At 60.8% G+C, this 17,934-nt stretch carries 10 protein-coding genes; 5 read left to right on the forward strand and 5 right to left on the reverse strand.

Annotated features, from left to right (window positions below):
* Positions 1-4 precede the first annotated feature (4 nt).
* The 3 genes from VPH47_RS15760 to VPH47_RS15770 are packed head-to-tail and all read right to left on the reverse strand — an operon-like array spanning position 5 to position 3,189.
* A complete protein-coding gene (locus VPH47_RS15760) occupies positions 5-580 on the reverse strand; it encodes a gluconate 2-dehydrogenase subunit 3 family protein (RefSeq protein ID WP_368851217.1) in 576 nt (191 codons plus the stop codon).
* Complete coding sequence (locus VPH47_RS15765) at positions 580-2,265, reverse strand: GMC oxidoreductase (protein WP_368851219.1); 1,686 nt, start codon at positions 2,263-2,265, stop codon at positions 580-582. The genes VPH47_RS15760 and VPH47_RS15765 overlap by 1 nt, the downstream gene beginning before the upstream one ends.
* Positions 2,266-2,292: 27 nt before the next feature.
* On the reverse strand, positions 2,293-3,189 hold the full coding sequence (locus VPH47_RS15770) for a hydroxypyruvate isomerase family protein (RefSeq protein WP_368851220.1): 897 nt from the start codon (positions 3,187-3,189) through the stop codon (positions 2,293-2,295).
* A gap of 731 nt (positions 3,190-3,920) precedes the next feature.
* Here VPH47_RS15770 and VPH47_RS15775 point away from each other — a divergent pair.
* Together VPH47_RS15775 and VPH47_RS15780 are read left to right on the forward strand one after the other, a co-directional pair.
* Positions 3,921-8,834 carry an AAA domain-containing protein gene (locus VPH47_RS15775; RefSeq protein ID WP_368851221.1) on the forward strand — a complete coding sequence of 1,638 codons (4,914 nt, stop codon included), beginning with the start codon at positions 3,921-3,923 and terminating at the stop codon, positions 8,832-8,834.
* Complete coding sequence (locus VPH47_RS15780; RefSeq protein WP_368851222.1) at positions 8,831-10,363, forward strand: hypothetical protein; 1,533 nt, start codon at positions 8,831-8,833, stop codon at positions 10,361-10,363. The genes VPH47_RS15775 and VPH47_RS15780 overlap by 4 nt, the downstream gene beginning before the upstream one ends.
* 539 nt (positions 10,364-10,902) lie before the next feature.
* On the opposite strand, the gene VPH47_RS15785 is transcribed toward VPH47_RS15780, so the two are convergent.
* Together VPH47_RS15785 and VPH47_RS15790 are read right to left on the reverse strand one after the other, a co-directional pair.
* A complete protein-coding gene (locus VPH47_RS15785; RefSeq protein WP_057502651.1) occupies positions 10,903-11,469 on the reverse strand; it encodes a single-stranded DNA-binding protein in 567 nt (188 codons plus the stop codon).
* A gap of 170 nt (positions 11,470-11,639) precedes the next feature.
* Positions 11,640-12,035, reverse strand: coding sequence for a hypothetical protein (locus tag VPH47_RS15790; RefSeq protein WP_110711515.1), 396 nt, complete (start codon positions 12,033-12,035; stop codon positions 11,640-11,642).
* Between the two features lie 139 nt (positions 12,036-12,174).
* Here VPH47_RS15790 and VPH47_RS15795 point away from each other — a divergent pair, with 139 nt between their 5' ends.
* The 3 genes from VPH47_RS15795 (at position 12,175) to VPH47_RS15805 (ending at position 17,835) form a co-directional block, all read left to right on the forward strand.
* On the forward strand, positions 12,175-13,206 hold the full coding sequence (locus tag VPH47_RS15795) for a LacI family DNA-binding transcriptional regulator (RefSeq protein WP_153856432.1): 1,032 nt from the start codon (positions 12,175-12,177) through the stop codon (positions 13,204-13,206).
* Positions 13,207-13,335: 129 nt separating this feature from the next.
* Positions 13,336-14,238, forward strand: coding sequence for an ABC transporter ATP-binding protein (locus VPH47_RS15800; RefSeq protein WP_110711511.1), 903 nt, complete (start codon positions 13,336-13,338; stop codon positions 14,236-14,238).
* Between the two features lie 12 nt (positions 14,239-14,250).
* Complete coding sequence (locus VPH47_RS15805; RefSeq protein ID WP_368851223.1) at positions 14,251-17,835, forward strand: ABC transporter permease/M1 family aminopeptidase; 3,585 nt, start codon at positions 14,251-14,253, stop codon at positions 17,833-17,835.
* Positions 17,836-17,934: the final 99 nt, after the last annotated feature.

Here is a 17,934-nt window from a genome sequence, read left to right on the forward strand (position 1 = left end):
TCCATCAGCTGGTCCCCCAGGCGGGCGTGCCGGGAACATAGGCGAGATCGCCGTCGTAGCGCCCCGGTACCGCAACGTACTGCAGCACTCCGGTGGCGCCGACCTTGGAGGTGAAGAAGCCGAAGATGGCCAGCTGCTTGAGCATCGTGAAGTAATGCGGCATCGCCTCGCCCTCTTCAGGCGTACCGGTTTCGGTCACATCGGCATGGCGTGCCTTGGCTTCGGCGTCCAGCGTGCGCAGCAATTCGGTTCGGGCTTCCGGCGTGAGCGACGCGAAGCGGCCGCCGGCGCGTTTGTCGATGTCGGCCAGCCCTGCGCGGAACGTCGCCTGCTGCCGGGCGGTATAGCAGTCACTGACGAACGTCGCCATGAACAGGCCGGCGCCAGCATCCTTCGCCCCTGGCGTCCGGGTCCGCGGCAGGATGGTCTCGGCGATCTCGTCCAGCGTGGCGACGTCGGCATCGGAGAAATGAATCTTGGTGGCGCCCGCCGGTGCCTGCCCCTGCACAAGCGCAGGCAACCCAACCATGGCCGCACCGGTGGCGGCGACGATCATCCTCAACAGCTCGCGGCGATCCATCACAGGTTCCCCGCTTTCAGTTCGCGCACCGCATGGTCGGCCGCGCGCGCGGTCAGCGCCATGTAGGTCAACGAAGGATTCACGCAGGCGCTGGAGGTCATGCAGGCCCCGTCGGTCACATAGACGTTGGGTGCATCCCAGACCTGGTTGTGCTGGTTCAGCACCGAGCTCTTCCGATCACGTCCCATGCGCGCGGTCCCCATTTCGTGGATGCCCTTGCCCGGGGCGTAGTCGTTGTCGTGCATCTTCACGTCCTTGACGCCGGCCGCCTCCAGCATCTCGGCGGCATCGGCGGCCATGTCCTTGCGCATCGCCAGTTCGTTGGCGCGCATGGCAACGTCCATCGCCAGCACCGGCAGCCCCCACTTGTCCTTGCGGTCGCGGTCCAGGCGGATCGTGTTGTCGTGGTGCGGCAGCATTTCACCGAACCCGGTCATGCCGATGCGCCAGTCACCGGGCACGGTCAGCGCCTCCTTCAGGTCGGCACCGATGTTCAGCTCGGCGATCTCGCGCGACCAGCCGGTGCGGCTGGCGCCGCCCTGGTAGCCGAACCCGCGCAGGTAGCCGCGCTTGTCGGCCGCGACGTTGCGGAAACGCGGAATGTAGAAGCCGCAGGGACGACGGCCGAAGTAGTACTTGTCTTCATAGCCCTCGACCCGGCCGGAGGCGCCCGCTCCGAAATGATGGTCCATCACGTTGTGCCCGAGCTCGCCCGACGATGACCCCAGCCCGCCCTCCCACACATCGGTGGCCGAGTTCATCAGCAGCCAGGTCGAGTTGAAGGACGACGCGTTGAGGAAGATCACCTTGGCGGTGTACTGGTAGGTCTGGCCGGTCTCGGCGTCGATGACCTCCACGCCGCGGGCACGCTTGCGGTCCTTGTCGTAGAGCACTTCCTTGACGATCGAGAACGGCCGCAAGGTCAGGTTGCCGGTCTTCATCGCCGCCGGCAGCGTCGCCGCCTGGGTCGAGAAGTAGGCACCGAAGGGGCAGCCAAGGATGCACTTGTTGCGGTACTGGCAGTTGACGCGCCCCTGCTCGGGCATCGGCTTGGTGATGTTGGCGGTGCGCGAGTGGATCATGTGCCGGGTACCGCCGAACGCCTTTTTTATCCGTGCAGCTACGTCCTTCTCGACGATGTTCAACGGGATCGGCGGCAGGAACTCACCATCCGGCAACACGTCCAGTCCTTCGCGCGTGCCGGCGATGCCGGCGAACTTCTCTACATGGTCGTACCACGGCGCGATGTCGGCGTAGCGGATCGGCCAGTCAGCAGCGATGCCGTCCTTGAGGTTCGCCTCGAAGTCCAGGTCGGAGAAGCGATAGCTCTGCCGTCCCCACAGCAGCGAGCGGCCGCCCACGTGGTAGCCACGGAACCAGTCGAAACGTTTGGTCTCGATGTAGGGCGAGTCCTGTTCGTTGGCCCACATCCCTTCCAGGTTCTCGGCCAGTCCGTAGTCGCGCATCAGCACCGGGAACTCGGCCTTCATCGCCTGCGTTGGCCGGTTGCGGTGCGGGAAGTCCCACGCTTCCTTCATCGCATTGACGTAGTCCTTGACGTGCTCGATGTTGCGCCCGCGCTCCAGCATCAGGACCTTAAGGCCCTTTTCGGTCAGCTCCTTCGCCGCCCAACCGCCACTGATTCCCGAGCCAACAACAATGGCGTCGTAGTGATTATCTGCCATGGGTTTCTCACCTGGGTGGATATCGTTTCAGACGTCGCAGAGGCGGATCGCCTCGCGCAATGAGGCAACGGGATCGGGCGCTGCAGGCGTGAACTCCTGCGCCAGATACCCCTTGAAACCGGTGTCGCGGATCGCGCGACAGATGGCCGGATAGTGGAGCTCCTGCTGGTCTCCAATCTCGTTCCGGCCAGGCACGCCTGCGGTGTGGTAATGCTTGAAGCAGGCGTGATGCTTGCCGATGGTGGCGATGATGTCGCCCTCCATGATCTGCATGTGGTAGATGTCGTAGAGCAGACCGAAGTTGTCCGAGCCGAGCCGCTGGCACAGCTCCACACCCCATGCGGAGTGGTCGCACAGGTAGTCGCGATGGTCGACCTTGGAGTTCAGCAGCTCCATCACCAGTACGACGCCGCGCTTCTCGGCATGCCCGAGGATGCGCTTGAGGCCGGCCTCGGCATTGGCCATCCCTTCGGCGGGGTCCATGCCGTTGCGATTACCGGAGAAGCAGATCAGGTTGCGGTAGCCGGCGTCAGCCACCAGGTCGATGTGCTGCGTGTAGCGCTCCACCAGCTGGTCGTGGAATTCGCGGCCGGCAAAGCCCTTGGTCAGGCCCAGCTCTGCGCCGTTGCACATCGAGCTGTACACGCCATGGACTTTCAGCGTCGGCCAGTCCTCCGGACCGACCAGGTCGATCGCGGCAAAACCAATGTCCTTCACCGTCGCGCAGAGCTGGGCGACCGACAGTTGCGGGAAGGTCCAACGGGCCACGGAGTGCTTCAGGTTGCCCTTGAGCGCTGCGGTGGCGGCGAATGCAGGCAACGCTCCCGCAGTACCCAGAGCTACGCCTCCAGCAACCGCCATGCGCAACGCATCGCGCCGCGTGAGGCCCGTCGCCGGAGCCGGTCTGATCGAATGGATGGACATCCACCTGCCGGCCTCCCAACCGGTATCAAACGCAACGATTCACATCAATGCAATCGATTGCACCATAGGGGAGGAAATTGTCTGTTTGCAAGTCGCGGTGCACGAAAACTGATGCTGCGGGGCACAACTCTCTTGGCCAGAGGCACGAGCAATAGAGTCCCCACGAAGGTGGGCACCTTCTGGATTGACATCTGCAGATGTCGTCAGTCATGCGTCAGAACGGTGATGAGCGCATAGATTTGCGACAAAAGACTCCAGACTGCGCCGTAACGATTCGAAACCTCGGAAATTATCTTGGCATCGATCTGTTACTTTGATTCACGGGCTTGACGGTACTTGCAGAAAAATAGCCGCAGGGACCAATAGATACCGGCGTCTCTTCGCAGCACATCTTGCCAACTTCCGAATGACTCCAGCGGGCATGCGTTGGGGCACCAGGACGAAGTCGAGCCGCAGGCACCTCGGCCGCTGCACTGTAGAGCAACAAGCGCCTCACAGCCTACGCGCTTCCAGACGCACCGGACGCTGAGGCATGTACGAAAGCTATCTGATTGCAGCTGTTGCAGGCGCTGTCCAGAAGTAACACCTCGCGTATGATCAATGGGAGAAGTCCTCCCGCCCCTCCCGACCCGCCAGACGATCGGTATGGACGATGATCTGGGCAGGGGACTTTCAAATCGCCTTTTGCGCTCCAGAGCGTGGACTGATGGAACAGAAACAGGGGATGACGAATGAAAATTGTTAACAATGGGCGCGGAATTCACGTTCGCGAGGTGCCTGGGCTAGACAAATTTAAGGCCCTTCCAGATGATTGGCACATATTTACCAATCTTGACATCTCGCTACCCAGCAAGGGCATTCGGGAAATTGACGTAGTCCTAATTGTTGAGGACCGAATAATTCTCGTCGATCTCAAGGACTGGAAAGGTCCGATCATCAGCAACGACGGGGACTGGTTTAATGGAAAGCGCAACAACGGCAGATCTCCAGTAGGGAAGATCGCGGAGATCACCCGGGAACTCTATCCCATCCTGAAGAAGTCACTGGCGGAGCAGGCAAAGAAGGAAGGTCTAACGGAGACACTCCCGACACCAATGATTAATTCGGCCATCGTACTGACCAGCACGAAGGATCGCTCCCAAATCGCAGAAAGCGAATCGGCATCCGTATTTTACATCGACGACTTCATTAAAATAATTAGAAACAAGGATGATCGGGTCAAAGCTTTCGGACGGGTATACTTTGAAGACTTCACGAGCGAGACATGGCTACAGCGCTTTCGGCGTTTCTTCAATGTGGGCAACGGGATCTTCCAACTGGGGAAGAGAAACTATGGCGGTTTCGTAGCACGAAGAGACGCGCCGACCTTTAAGCATCACGACGAGGTCTACGCGGAATTCGACGTAGAAGAGTCCGGCATTGACAATTCGTTCGGACTTTTGCGGCGCTGGGACTTCACGAAAGCAGACATCAGATTCCAGACAGAAGCTGGTCGGTCAGAGATCGCCGGACGCGAAAGAAAGGTCATCGCTTGGCTTGATGACCGAAGTCCTCAGTGTGGGGAGTCAGTATTCAAACCAAAGACTGAAGATCCCGAGCGAGGCGTCTCGTACTGGGAAGTCTTCGAGCGCCGAAGGCGCATGAAACGCGTGAGCGAACTCCAAGGGGAACTATCCAACGCAACTCCAGGCGAACGCATAATTCTGGCTCGACAGGTACTCTCGTCCGTCACTCCGATGCATGCACTGAACGCTGCACACCTAGACTTGGGAATGCACAGCGTCTGGGTAGAGCCCCCTAGTACAGTTAAGCTTTCCCATCTGATGGCCGCCTCCCTGCCCGAGGTCCAGACCCTCGGCGAGTCGCGTTTTCAGTTCCTTTCGACAACAAAAGCACCGGAAGACATTCTGGGTGGAAGCGTTGATTCTCTCCGAAAAGATTGCTTCCTTCTAGGATGTGTAGTCCACACACTTCTGTTTGGACAGCCTCCACGGGGCGAGCCACCTGAATGGAGTGATGAACTTGACGTCAACGTTGAGTTCCCGAACTTACATCCTTGGTTCGAGAAATGTCTCGACATAGATCAGTCCCGTAGATTTTCCGACGCGGGAGAGATGCTGGCTGAGTTCAACGCGGCGTTCATTGCGACTACGAATGATAGATCTGTCATCGAAGGACTGGAGCGATTCCGGACTTTAAGATCGCAAAGAGATGTCTTCAAGGCCTATCCTGAAACCGAGGAGGTCAGGGATGACGAGCGAGCAACCATCTGGCGGGCGGACACCGAAGAAGGTCCACGACTGGTTAAGATGTGGCACTCGTCGGCACTCGGAAATATTCAGAGCGAGCGCACTCGAATCTTGGCGTTCTTAGAGCATGCGCAGCAGTTGGTTGAGGCCCCCCCGCAGGGTTGTGCGCGACTTCTGAACGTTCACTGGACTGGCGACTCCATCGTCGTGATTCAAGAGTACGTGCCAGGAACAACCTTATCGGAAACTACGCTAGAGAACGCCGAGCACGAAGCCACGAACGTTATCGACCTAAGTATCAAGCTTGTGGACGTCGTCGAGAATCTGCATGGACGAACGATTGCTCATGGCGACATCAAGCCGGACAACATTGTCGTCACCGAGCAAGAAGGCGGCTTGGTGCCGGTCCTCATTGACGTTGTCGATTATTCGTCCGGTCAGGACGGCTCTCGTGTATCTCGCGCCTATTCACCCGCCTCAGGCGGGCGATTTGAGCGGGATCGATACGCGGTCACGAAGATTACCGAGGAACTTATCGCCAAAGCGGGCATTCACCCCGACGCTGCTGTTCGAATCGAAACTGCTATCAATGAGTGCCGCATTGGCCCACCCGCCAACGGGACACTGCTGCCCCTCCGTGAAGCTCTCGAGCTCTCTCTGAGATCGCCAACTGACAGTCCCGCTCCCACTTTCGTAATTTCAATTCCACGTACCGAACCGGGTCCGATGCTCTCCGACGAAGGACAGTTTTTTATTGTAAAGAACGAAAAGCGGCTACGAATTATCGGAGCAGTCGAAGAGCTTTCAGTTGAGCTTGGCCTAAATGGAGCCCCAGTAAAGGTATTCCGTAACCAGCTGGAGCAGGCCCAGGCATCTCGACTGAGTCGCCAAAGGATCTGCTCTCTTAAAGCAAACATAGTCGTTGAGGGTGGGCCTCCGCAATTTGAGGCAATTACTGCGATTCTACAGTTACCTGAGGTAGCAGTCGCACTGGCAGTTCCCGACCCGAAGGTAGATGAAGGCGAGTCGGAGCTGTCACAAGTCGCAAGTATAGAGGCAAAGGAAGACGAGCTTGTTGAACGCGAACAGGCTGAGGATACTGACAGAGAGGATCGCGTCGATGTACCGCTTCTGTGGGAGCGATCCATTCATATCGAGGGAGAACTAAAATCCGAGGTTCTTGCGCTAGGCGACAGCACCTATCGCACGCAAGTCGGTCTTCATGTAGTCCCTATCCAACTCTCGATAGGCGATCTTGATTTTGACCGAAAAGACGTCGTCGCAGTTGAGCGACTCGACAGCAAGGGTGGGTGGAGAAAAATTGGCACCGTTGACGTCCAAAAGACGTCCCCGGATGCCTTGGCGATTCACGGCTACGTCGATGGCTCTCGAGGTCCTATCGTTAGAGACGGCGACCGCCTCCGGTTCCAAAGCCGCATGGAAAACACTAGCTGGCAGCGCCGCGAGGAAGCCACAACTCGGATTCTTTCGAAAAACGCTGTCGCTCCACAACTGGCAGATGCCTTCTACCCAGCTACGGGAAAGCTACCGAATGACACTCCGATTGAGATAGACGAAAAACTACTGATTGAGCGATATAAACTAAACTCCACACAGGTGAGTGCATTTAGGGGAATTGTTGCACATCGCCCACTCGGCCTGCTGCAGGGCCCGCCAGGAACCGGAAAAACGCGATTCATCGGCGCGCTCGTGCACTACGCCCTAACTCACGGCTTGGCAAAGAACGTGCTTGTCGCAAGCCAGTCACACGAGGCGGTTAACAATGCTGCAGAAGCGGTTCTTAACCTCTTCGGAAAGGATCGAGACGCACTGAGCATGATTAGAGTTGGCGCTGAAGGCCAAGTCTCCGAGCCTTTGCGGGTGTATCACGCAGCAGCGGTCGAACGTTCCTACAAAGACGAATTTATTGCCACAAGGGAACGGCGAATTGGCGCGGTTGCGTCATTTCTTGGCCTAAGCCAGACAGATTCCGATTCGATACTCTTCTTTGAGGACACAATTCGACCTATTCTGGAGCGAATTTCCGAACTAGCTGATTCGAATGGTGACGCCTTGAGAATAAATTCCCTTAAGGATACCGTGCAGCAGTGCCTTCTCGATCGAAATATCGATTGCAACCTTACGGAAACAAGCCCTTCTGAAATTTCTGAAGTTGTGACGTCACTGTTCTTCTCAACCCTTCCAAGCTCTCATGCACACAAAGTCGAGCGACTTAGGCACGTGGCTGAACTTGGAAGGGACATCGTCGGAACAGTCTCTACTTGGCAGCGAAGCTATGAGACTTTCCTGGCCGGCACCCGGCAAGTTGTATCTGGGACCTGCGTCGGATTGGGCCGCTCTTCATTGGGGCTGACCAAGACTGCGTTTGACCTAGTCGTGGTCGATGAAGCAGCTCGCTGCACACCGAGCGAACTTGCTGTTCCAATACAGTCAGGAAAATGGATTGTACTTGTGGGAGACCACGCGCAGCTCCAGCCTCAGCATAATCCAGACGTTGTAGATGCAGTTGCGCGGGAGTTGAGCGTAGGCTCGTCCGAGATCGTCAAGAGCGACTTTGAGCGTGCATTCGAGTCCCCGTACGGCAAGCGAGCAGGGCATACACTTAGAAAGCAGTATCGAATGCTTCCTCCTATCGGCAGGCTTGTCTCCAACGCCTTCTACGACCGAGCCCTCCAGCACGAGCGGATGCAATCGAAGATTCCCCTTGATGCTCTTCCGGCTGAGCTGGCTCTTCCGCTCGTATGGGTGTGCACTGACGCGATGGGAGAAAGCGCCCACCAGAGGGGCGGTAGCAAGCGCGGCAGTTTACAGAATGCGGCTGAGGCAGATCTGATCGTTTCGCTTCTGAAGCGATGGTCGGAGCACGAGCCGTTCTTGAATTGGATCAATACGCAGCCGTCGGAGCTACAGGCAATCGGTGTGATATGCGCGTATGCTGCCCAACTAGAGCTGGTTCGGAAGAAGCTGCAATTGGAGAGCCTGCCTGAAGCCTTCCGTCGCACTGTCAAAGTAGACACAATTGACAGCTATCAGGGGAAGGAAAATTTGATAGTTTTGGTTTCTCTTGTGCGAAACAACGCAGATGGAGTAAAGGATCGCGGGGCGCCAACGATCAAGCCCGGATTCATGGCCAAAAAGAATCGAATTAATGTGGCCCTGAGCAGAGCTATGGATCGACTCGTCATCGTCGGCGCTAAAGCTGCTTGGCGAGAAGGATCACCTCTCGGCGTCGTATCTGCAGGCTTTGACGAAGAGGTCAAGGGGGGGGACGCGAAGCTTCTTGATGCAGCAGAGCTCTTGACCGCGCCAAAGTCATCGCAGAAGACGAATTCTAGAGCCGCTGGCAACGACACACGAAAGGAAGGTGATGCATGAGCGGATCTCGACGCGTTCTTTCGCTCCGCAACAGAGCTGGCGGCGAAGATACTGAGCCAGCAGATGTCAGAGTTCCGGTAGGAATTTTTGACCTACAGCTACCAGCTAGGCAGTTTCTTGTGCAACACAAGGTAGCGGAGGTTGGCGACGTCTCTCTCACAACCGAGTTTCTTCTTCGACTCCTCCACTCAGCTGACGGCATGCCAGAGGAGACGGCAGCGACGTTCTTCGGCTTCGATAGCGACGAAATGGCCTATGTAGTTCGAGATGCTGAGACTAGAGCCTACATCTCTCGGTCAGAGGGACGCATTTGGTTGACAGATGCTGGCCTAGGACTGTTTAAAGAGAGCGAAAAGCCGCAGATTTACGACGTACTCAAGAAGTCGGAGAGAGTAGGTTTTGATTTACTTGCACTCGCCCCCTGTGAGCGCGAATCTCAGTCTGAGTTCGAGAGGGCTTTGCCTGAGCTTGCGATTCGAGACCCTAGCCTTGTGGCCAATGCATCCAAGCATGTTCCCGAGTCTTTTCGCCGATTCTTCGGAGAAATTTCCAGCCGTAGAGACAGGGATGCAGCAGATCAGCTAAAGCGTTCCCTTTACTCCGTAGATGATGTGGTTGCTGGCGATCGATTTTCTGCACTGGTTCCATTCGTGGCGATGGCATCCCTACGCCGCCCTGGGGAGCCTGAAGCTTTTCTCGAAGGGTGGAGAACCGGACATGAATTGGCCGATCGAGATCGCGTCGTACATGGTGTGGCAGAGTATCTAGAGAGTCTTCGGACACACAAAACTCCAGAAGACAGCAACGCTCTTGAGATCCTAACAAGGATTGCTCCCGACTATCTCAAGGACTATTCAAATCGTTCCGGATTTTCCTCGCTTCGCTACTTCAAGGAACTGGCAGGCCGGGCTGGCGAGTTGCGCAGCGACAGGCCGACCGTGGGCATGGTGGGGGCGATTTACCAGACCGAGAACATCGAAAGAATTAGGGCTGCTATTGGGTACTCCAAAGGTCACGCTGCGAGCGAAATTGAATCCTTCCTCTGGGTTGTCCCAAAGCAAGCCACCTGGGGTTCGGCGCGGTCGCTAACTGATCTATTGGAAGTTCTTTCCAAAGAAGACGTGGAAGTCGATGGAACCGGCCGAAAACATGAGCGCACCGCCATATTGATCGAAGAAGGAAAGCCTCAATGGCGGCTGACAAAGACTTCACTACCACTGTACAGCAGGCCAAATACAGGAGCGATTCCAGGTTCGCTTGAGATTTTACTGATTCCGGGGAAGGTTGCCGCGGTGGTCGTACACGCACCCGTAACGGAGGACCGTGGGTTCCCTATCCCGTTGGGGGTGCTTACGTTTGATGCACAAATTCTGCGTCGCGTGCATCAATATTTGCTCGAAAACTTGCCTGCCCAATTGGCGCGCTACGGTACCTCGGAAGTAGTTCAGGTTAGGACCATGCTTGAGTGGCCTCAATCTGACAGCCAAGTCGCCGGATTCGAGCTACCAAATCCGCCGGAGCATATCTAAGGTCCAACCAGTTTGTGCTCAGGTCCTGCGATTAGTGTAGGGGAATAGATCGCATCCGGGCTCATTACCTACAGCGCCTGACGTGGGCGCTGCAGGCAGTGGAAGACGATCCATCCAGCAATCACGCACAAGGCAAGTACGGGGCTCTCTAACAGGTGCCGCCTGCACGCACTGCCCTTTCAGCGACGGTATCAACGGTTCAGCCATCCCGTTCTGCTGTGGGCAATGCGAGGTGATGCGCTCTTACTTCAGGGCATCGCTGCGCGCAGCTCGTGTGTAGTCACTGTGGCAGAACACTCAGCCGTTGTGCAAACAATGCGCCTCAAGGCCCAGCGCCGGATTGCGCCAGTCCGTCCAACGCTTGATCTACCTTCCAATCACTTCACTCATCAGTGTCTTCTTCGCGGGAAGCAACACCAAAGCAGGAACTCAGTGGGTCGTTACGCGCTTTTGTTGCCACTTCTAGAGCATAAAAAAGAGGAGCCCCATAGACAGGGCTCCTCCTTAGTTTATTTCAACTGTTTTTACTTACGTATGTCTTAGAACGGAATATCGTCGTCAGCGAAGTCGTCCATCGGCGGCGCCTGCTGCGGCTGCGGGCGCTGGTTGCCCCCCTGGTTGCCGTAACCGCCGCCCTGGTTGCCGCCCTGGTTGCCATAGCCACCGCCCTGGCCGCCGCGCTGGCCACCGCCACCGCCGCCGTACTCCTGGCGCGGCGCCTGCTGGCGCTGCGGGCGATCGCCGCCGTAGTTGCCGCCACCGCCGCCTTCACCACGGCCGCCCAGCATCTGCATTTCATCGGCAACGATGTCGGTGGAGTACTTCTCCACGCCGTCTTGGCCGGTGTACTTGTCGTAGCGCAGGCTGCCTTCGACGTAGACCGAGCTGCCCTTGCGCAGGTACTCGCCGGCGATCTCGCCGAGCTTGCCGAAGAACACCACGCGGTGCCATTCGGTACGTTCCTGCTGGTTGCCATCCTTGTCCTTGCGGACGCTGGTGGTGGCCAGGCTGATGCGGGTGATCGCCATGCCGCTCTGGGTGTACTTCACGTCCGGGTCGTTGCCGAGGTTGCCGACCAGGATGACTTTGTTGATGCCGCGCGCCATAGATGGATTCTTCCGTTGTCCGGGGCTGGACCAGTGATAGCACACCCGACGGGGTGCCGATACGCTGGACCTCCCACGGTTGCGAATGGGGGATATCGGAACGAGGCATCTTACCATTCCCTTCGCCCCCGGCCCGTCGGGAATCCGGCCGATACGGGTCGGAACCGGCCTCAACGAAGCAGGGGGCGATCCAGCAGCAGGCCGGTGACCCGCGTAACCTCCCCCACCGCCACCACCTTGGGCCCTTCATGGCAGTGGAAGCGCACGCCCGGCCGGATACGCTCCCGGTGCAGCCCCGCCCTCAGCACCTCATTGACCACGGTCAGGCCGGCCAACAGGGACTCTCCCACCGGCAGCGGCAGCTCGGTCGCCCAGCTGTCGCCCTCAGCGTGCCGGAAGTCGGGCCAGATCATGAACAGCTCGGGTGTCCCGGCGTCATCGGCGTAGGCGAAGTCCCAGCGGATACCGTTCCGGGCCGGGCTGCGACGCCCACCCTCCTCTGGCGCAAGGATGCGGATCCGCGCCTCGAAATCGTCGGGGACACCCGGGTACAGGCGAAAGGTCACCGCTTGGCTCCATCAGGCTATGGTGTTGACCGTCGCACGACCGCGACCGTGGCCACAAGCAGTGACGGCCAGGACGGCCAGCAGCCACCGCATGGCATCATGCCCAGGCACCTTCCACCCTGCCCCCTCCCGCGTGCCCATGACCATCAAAGGCAAAGCCACCTCCCTGGACATCGCCCACCTGGCCGGGGTCTCCCAGCCGACCGTGTCGCGGGCCCTGCGGGGCAGCCCGATGGTCAACGCCGAGACCCGTGAGCGCATCCTGCGCATCGCCCGCGAGCTGAACTACAAGGTCGACAAGAACGCCTCCAGCCTGCGCCTGCGCAATGCCGGCACGCTGGCCCTGCTGTTCTTCGAGGACCCGACCAACGACGACTCGCTGATCAACCCATTCTTCCATTCGATGCTGGGCTCGATCACCCGCGCCTGCGCGCTGCACGGGCAGGACCTGCTGGTCTCGTTCCAGCAGCTGTCCACCGACTGGCAGGCCGATTACGAGGACAGCAACAAGGCCGATGGCATCATCCTGCTCGGCTACGGCGACTACCACGAATCGCGCGACCGCCTGCAGCGGCTGGTCGAACAGGGCACGCACTTCGTGCGCTGGGGCGCCGCCCTGCCCGGCCAGCCCGGCGTGTCGATCGGCAGTGACAACTTCCAGGGCGGGCACGACATCACCACCCACCTGCTGCAGCAGGGCTGCCGCCGCATTGCCTTCCTCGGTCATGCCTCCAGCCACTACCCCGAGTTCCAGGAGCGCTACCGCGGCCATGTCGCGGCCCTGCAGGAACACGGCCTGGCTGCGGAGCCGGCGCTGCAGCACGATGCGATCACTACCGAGGCGTCGGGCCAGGAAGCCTGCCAGGCCCTGCTGGCTCGCAACGCGCCGATCGACGCCATCTGCGCGGCCAGCGACCTGATCGCCATCGGCGCGATGCGGGCCCTGCGCGAGGCCGGCCTGCAGGTGCCACAGGACGTCGCGGTGACCGGGTTCGACGACATTCCACTGGCAGCCTCTGTGTCCCCGGCGCTGACAACGGTGCAGCAGGACACCAAGCAGGCCGGCCAGCTGCTGGTGGAGCGCCTGCTGGCACTGATCGGCCGGCAGCCGGTGGAGAGCCAGAGCATCCCGGTGAAGCTGGTGGTGCGGGAATCGTCGCTGCGCGGGTAGGCACCGCAGGGCCGGCGCCCCTGCCAACGCACGACGGCCGGATTCTCCCCCCATGACCAACGGCGGATGCGCACGGACGCTGATGCGCGGATAACGCGCAGACATCGCCCATGGAAAGGTGTACGTCGCATGCTGAAGATCGATTCGCTGTCCAAGACGTACGCCAACGGCGTGCATGCCCTCAACAACGTCACCCTGGACATCCCGCGCGGCATGTTCGGCCTGCTCGGCCCGAACGGCGCCGGCAAGTCGTCGCTGATGCGCACGCTGTCCACCCTGCAGGAAGCCGACAGCGGCACGGCCACGCTCAGCATTCCGGGCGAAGCGTCGATCGACGTGCTGCGCGACAAGGACGCGGTGCGCCGCCGGCTGGGCTACCTGCCGCAGGATTTCGGCGTGTACCCGAAAGTCAGCGCGCTGGACCTGCTGGAACATTTCGCGGTGCTCAAGGGCCTGACCCAGCGCGCCCAGCGCCGCGAGGTGGTCGATGGGCTGCTGCAGCAGGTGAATCTGTGGGACGCGCGCAAGCGCAAGCTGGGCACGTACTCCGGCGGCATGCGCCAGCGCTTCGGCATCGCCCAGGCGCTGCTGGGGGACCCGCGGCTGGTGATCGTCGATGAACCCACCGCCGGCCTCGACCCGGAAGAGCGCAACCGTTTCCTCAACCTGCTGGCGGCGATCGGCGAGAACGTGGCAGTGATCCTGTCCACCCATATCGTCGAGGACGTGACCGACCTGTGCCCGACGATGGCAATCATGAACAAGGGCCAGGTACTGCTGACCGGCCGCCCTGCCGAGGCCATCGACGCCCTGCAGCACCAGGTCTGGCGCAAGCAGGTCGATCCTTCGGAACTGGCCGACCACGAAGCGCGCTACGTGGTGCTGTCGACCCGCCTGGTCGGTGGCCGCCCGGTGATCCACGTGCACAGCGCCAACGACCCCGGTGACGGCTTTGCGGCCGTGGCGCCCGACCTCGAAGACGTGTACTTCCAGCGCCTGCGCCTGCAGGCCCGTGCCCGCGCGGCAGCCTGAGCGGAGCACGCCATGATCCTCGACTTCTTCCGATTCGAGCTGCGCGAGCAGCTGCGTTCCCCGCTGCTGTGGCTGCTGGCCGGGCTGTTCGCCCTGCTCGCCTTCGCCGCCGCCTCCAGCGACGCCGTGCAGATCGGTGGCGGCAGCGGCAACGTGCACGGCAACGCGCCCACCGTGATCGCGCAGATGCTGGGCATCTTCACCCTGCTCGGCATGCTGGTCACTGCGCTGTTTGTCAGCAATGCGCTGCTGCGTGACTTCGAGCTCGGCACCGCCGAACTGATCTTCGCCAGCCCGGTGAAGCGCCGCGACTACCTGGCCGGACGCATCGCCGCCGCCCTGGCGGCCGGCGTGCTGGTCTACGTCGTGATTGCGTTCGGCCTGTGGCTGGCGCCGTTCATGCCGTGGGTCGACCCCGAACGCATGGGCCCGATCAGCTGGCAGGGCTATGCCTGGACGTTCGCGGTCATCGTCATTCCCAATCTGTTGTTCACCACGGCACTGCTGTCACTGCTGGCGGCGCTGACCCGTTCGATCCTGTGGGTCTACATCGGCCTGGTGGCCTACCTCGTGCTGTATGGCGTCAGTGCAGCCCTGCTGCGCGACATCGACAACACGTGGATCGCAGTGCTGAGCGAGCCGCTGGGCATGCGCGCACTCAGCCGCACGATCCGCTACTGGTCCACCGCTGAGCGCAACAGTGGAATTCCTGAGCTGGCCGGCTATCTGCTGGCCAACCGCACCCTGTGGCTCGGCGTAGCGGCGGTGCTGTTCGCCGCCACCTTCGCGCTGTTCCGTACCGAGCGCAGCGGCAGTGGCCGCCGCCGCTGGGGCCGCAGGCAGGTGCTTCCGGTTGCTGATGCGGTGGCAGTCCGCCCCACCCGCGCACAGCTGCCGCGCGTGGTGCCGGCGTTCACTGCCACCACGGCGTGGCAGCAGTTCCTGCGCCAGGTCCGCTTCGATACACGCGGCGTTCTGCGCAGCGTGCCGTTCATCGTGCTGCTGGTACTGGGCCTGGCCAACTTCCTGCCCAGCGCGCTGTTCCGGCAGACGCTGTACGGCACCTCGATCTGGCCGGTCACCTCGCAGATGATCATGGGCCTGCAGGGCGCCTTCAGCTGGCTGCTGGTGATCATCGTGCTGTTCTTCGCCGGCGAGCTGGTCTGGAAGGAACGCAGCGCGCGCATCAACGAAGTGACGGACGCCATGCCGGTGCCGAACTGGGTACCGCTGCTGGCCAAGTTCACCGCGCTGCTGGCGGTGATCGTCTGCTTCCAGACCGCCGGTGCGATGGCGGCGATGGGCGTGCAGCTGGCCAAGGGCTACACGCATCTTGAGCCGCTGCTGTACCTGCGCAGCCTGGCGCTGGATTCAGTGGTCTACATCCTGATGGGCGGCCTGGCGCTTGTGCTGCAGGTACTCACCAACAACAAGTTCGTCGGCTACGCGCTGCTGATCGTGGTGATGATCGGCCAGGGTGTGCTCGGCCTGCTCGACTACACGCAGAACCTGTACAACTTCGGCAGCTGGCCCAACGCGCCCTATTCGGACATGAACGGCTACGGCCACTTCCTGACCGGTCAGCTGGCGTTCCAGGGCTACTGGGCGTTGTTCCTGCTGACGTTGATGTGCCTGGCGTCGGCATTCTGGGTGCGCGGCGTCAGCCAAGGGCTGCGCCAGCGCCTGGCCCTGGCCGGCCGCCGCCTGCGCGGTCCGACCGGCGTCTTCGCTGGCGTAGCGGCCTTGGCCTTCATCGGCGTGGGCGGCTGGCTGTACTGGAGCACCAACATCCGCAACGAGTTCATCTCGCCCGACCAACAGCTGGACCTGAAGGCGCGCTACGAGCGTGAACTGTCGAAGTACCGCACTCTGCCGCAGCCTCGCATCGTGGCGGTGGACAACCGCGTGGACCTGTTCCCCGAATCGCAGTCGATGGTGATCGATGCGAACTGGACGGTGCGCAACACGCATGCCGTGCCGATCCAGGACGTGCATGTCTCGATGGGCGACGACAAGCAGCTGGTCGCGGTTGACCTGGGTGGGCAGACCTTGTCGATGCACGACGCCGACCTTGGCTACCGCATCTACCGCCTGGCCACGCCACTGCAACCGGGTGAAAGCCGCAACGTCCACTTCCGGGTGGTGCAGAAACCCAACGGCATCACCGCCGGCCAGGCACCAAGCAACATCGTCGACAACGGCACCTTCTTCAACAGCCGCGTGCTGCCCTCCTTCGGCTACAACGAGGGTGCCGAGATCAGCGACCGCAACGAACGCCGCAAGCGCGGCCTCGGCGAGCCGCGGCGCATGCCCAAGCTGGAAGACGAAGCCGCGCGCGCCAACACCTACATTTCCAACGACGCCGACTGGCTCGATTTCCGCACCACGGTCTGCACCGCACCGGACCAGGTGGCGTTGGCGCCGGGCTACCTGCAGAAGGAGACCACGGTGAATGGCCGCCGCTGCTTCAGCTACGCCATGGACCGGCCGATGCTGAACTTCTACGCCTACCTGTCGGCACGCTGGGAGGTGCGCAGGGCGAAGTACAAGGACATCCCTGTGGAGGTCTACTTCGACCCGGCGCACGGCTACAACGTGGACCGGATGATCGAAGCGGTGCAGAAGTCGCTGGCCTACTATGAAGCCAACTTCACGCCTTACCAGCACCGCCAGGTACGCATCATCGAGTTCCCGGGCTATGCGCGTTTCGCGCAGTCGTTCGCCAACACCATCCCCTACTCCGAGGCCATCGGCTTCATCGCCGACCTGCGCGATCCGGACAAGGTGGACTACGTGTTCTACGTGACCGCGCACGAGATCGCGCACCAGTGGTGGGCGCACCAGGTGATCGGTGCCAACGTGCAGGGCGCGACGGTGCTGTCCGAATCGTTGTCGCAGTACTCTGCGCTGATGGTGATGGAGCAGGAGTACGGCCGCCAGCACATGCGCCAGTTCCTCAAGCGCGAGCTGGATGGCTACCTGTCTGGACGCGGTGGCGAGGCCATCGAGGAGCAGCCGCTGGAGCGCGTGGAGAACCAGCAGTACATCCACTACCAGAAGGGTTCGCTGGTGTTCTACCGGCTGCGCGAGGAAATCGGCGAGCAGGCGCTGAACCGCGCGTTGAAGCGCTTCCTGCAGGACAAGGGCTATCAGCAACCGCCGTACACCACCTCACGCGAACTGCTGGACTACATCCGGGCGGAGACCCCGGCCGACCGCCAGCAGTTGGTCACCGACCTGTTCGAGAAAATCAGCTTCTACGACAACCGGGTGATGGCCGCCAGCGCCCGCAAGCGTGATGACGGCCGCTACGAGGTGACCCTGGACCTGCACGCCGCCAAGCAGTACGCCGACGGCAAGGGCAAGGAGAGCGACGGCACGATGGATGACTGGGTCGAGATCGGCGTGTTCGCCAACGGGCCGTCGGGCAAGGAGCGCGACCAGAAGGCGCTGTACCTGCAGCGCCACCACATCACCAGCGCCGCGCCGAAGATCACGGTAACCGTGGATGAAAAGCCGGATGAAGCGGGCTTCGACCCGTACAACAAGCTGATCGACCGGGTGAGCGATGACAACCGGCGCAAGGTGACGATGTGAGGCAACGGGGCGCCGGCCTGTCCGTCGGCGCTCCACGCAACACCTGCGGGCTTGGCTCGGCCTTGCTGTTTGGCTTGGCCTTACTGTAGTGCCGAGCCA

This window comes from Stenotrophomonas sp. WED208, assembly GCF_040984485.1.
Taxonomy (GTDB): Bacteria; Pseudomonadota; Gammaproteobacteria; order Xanthomonadales; family Xanthomonadaceae; genus Stenotrophomonas; species Stenotrophomonas riyadhensis.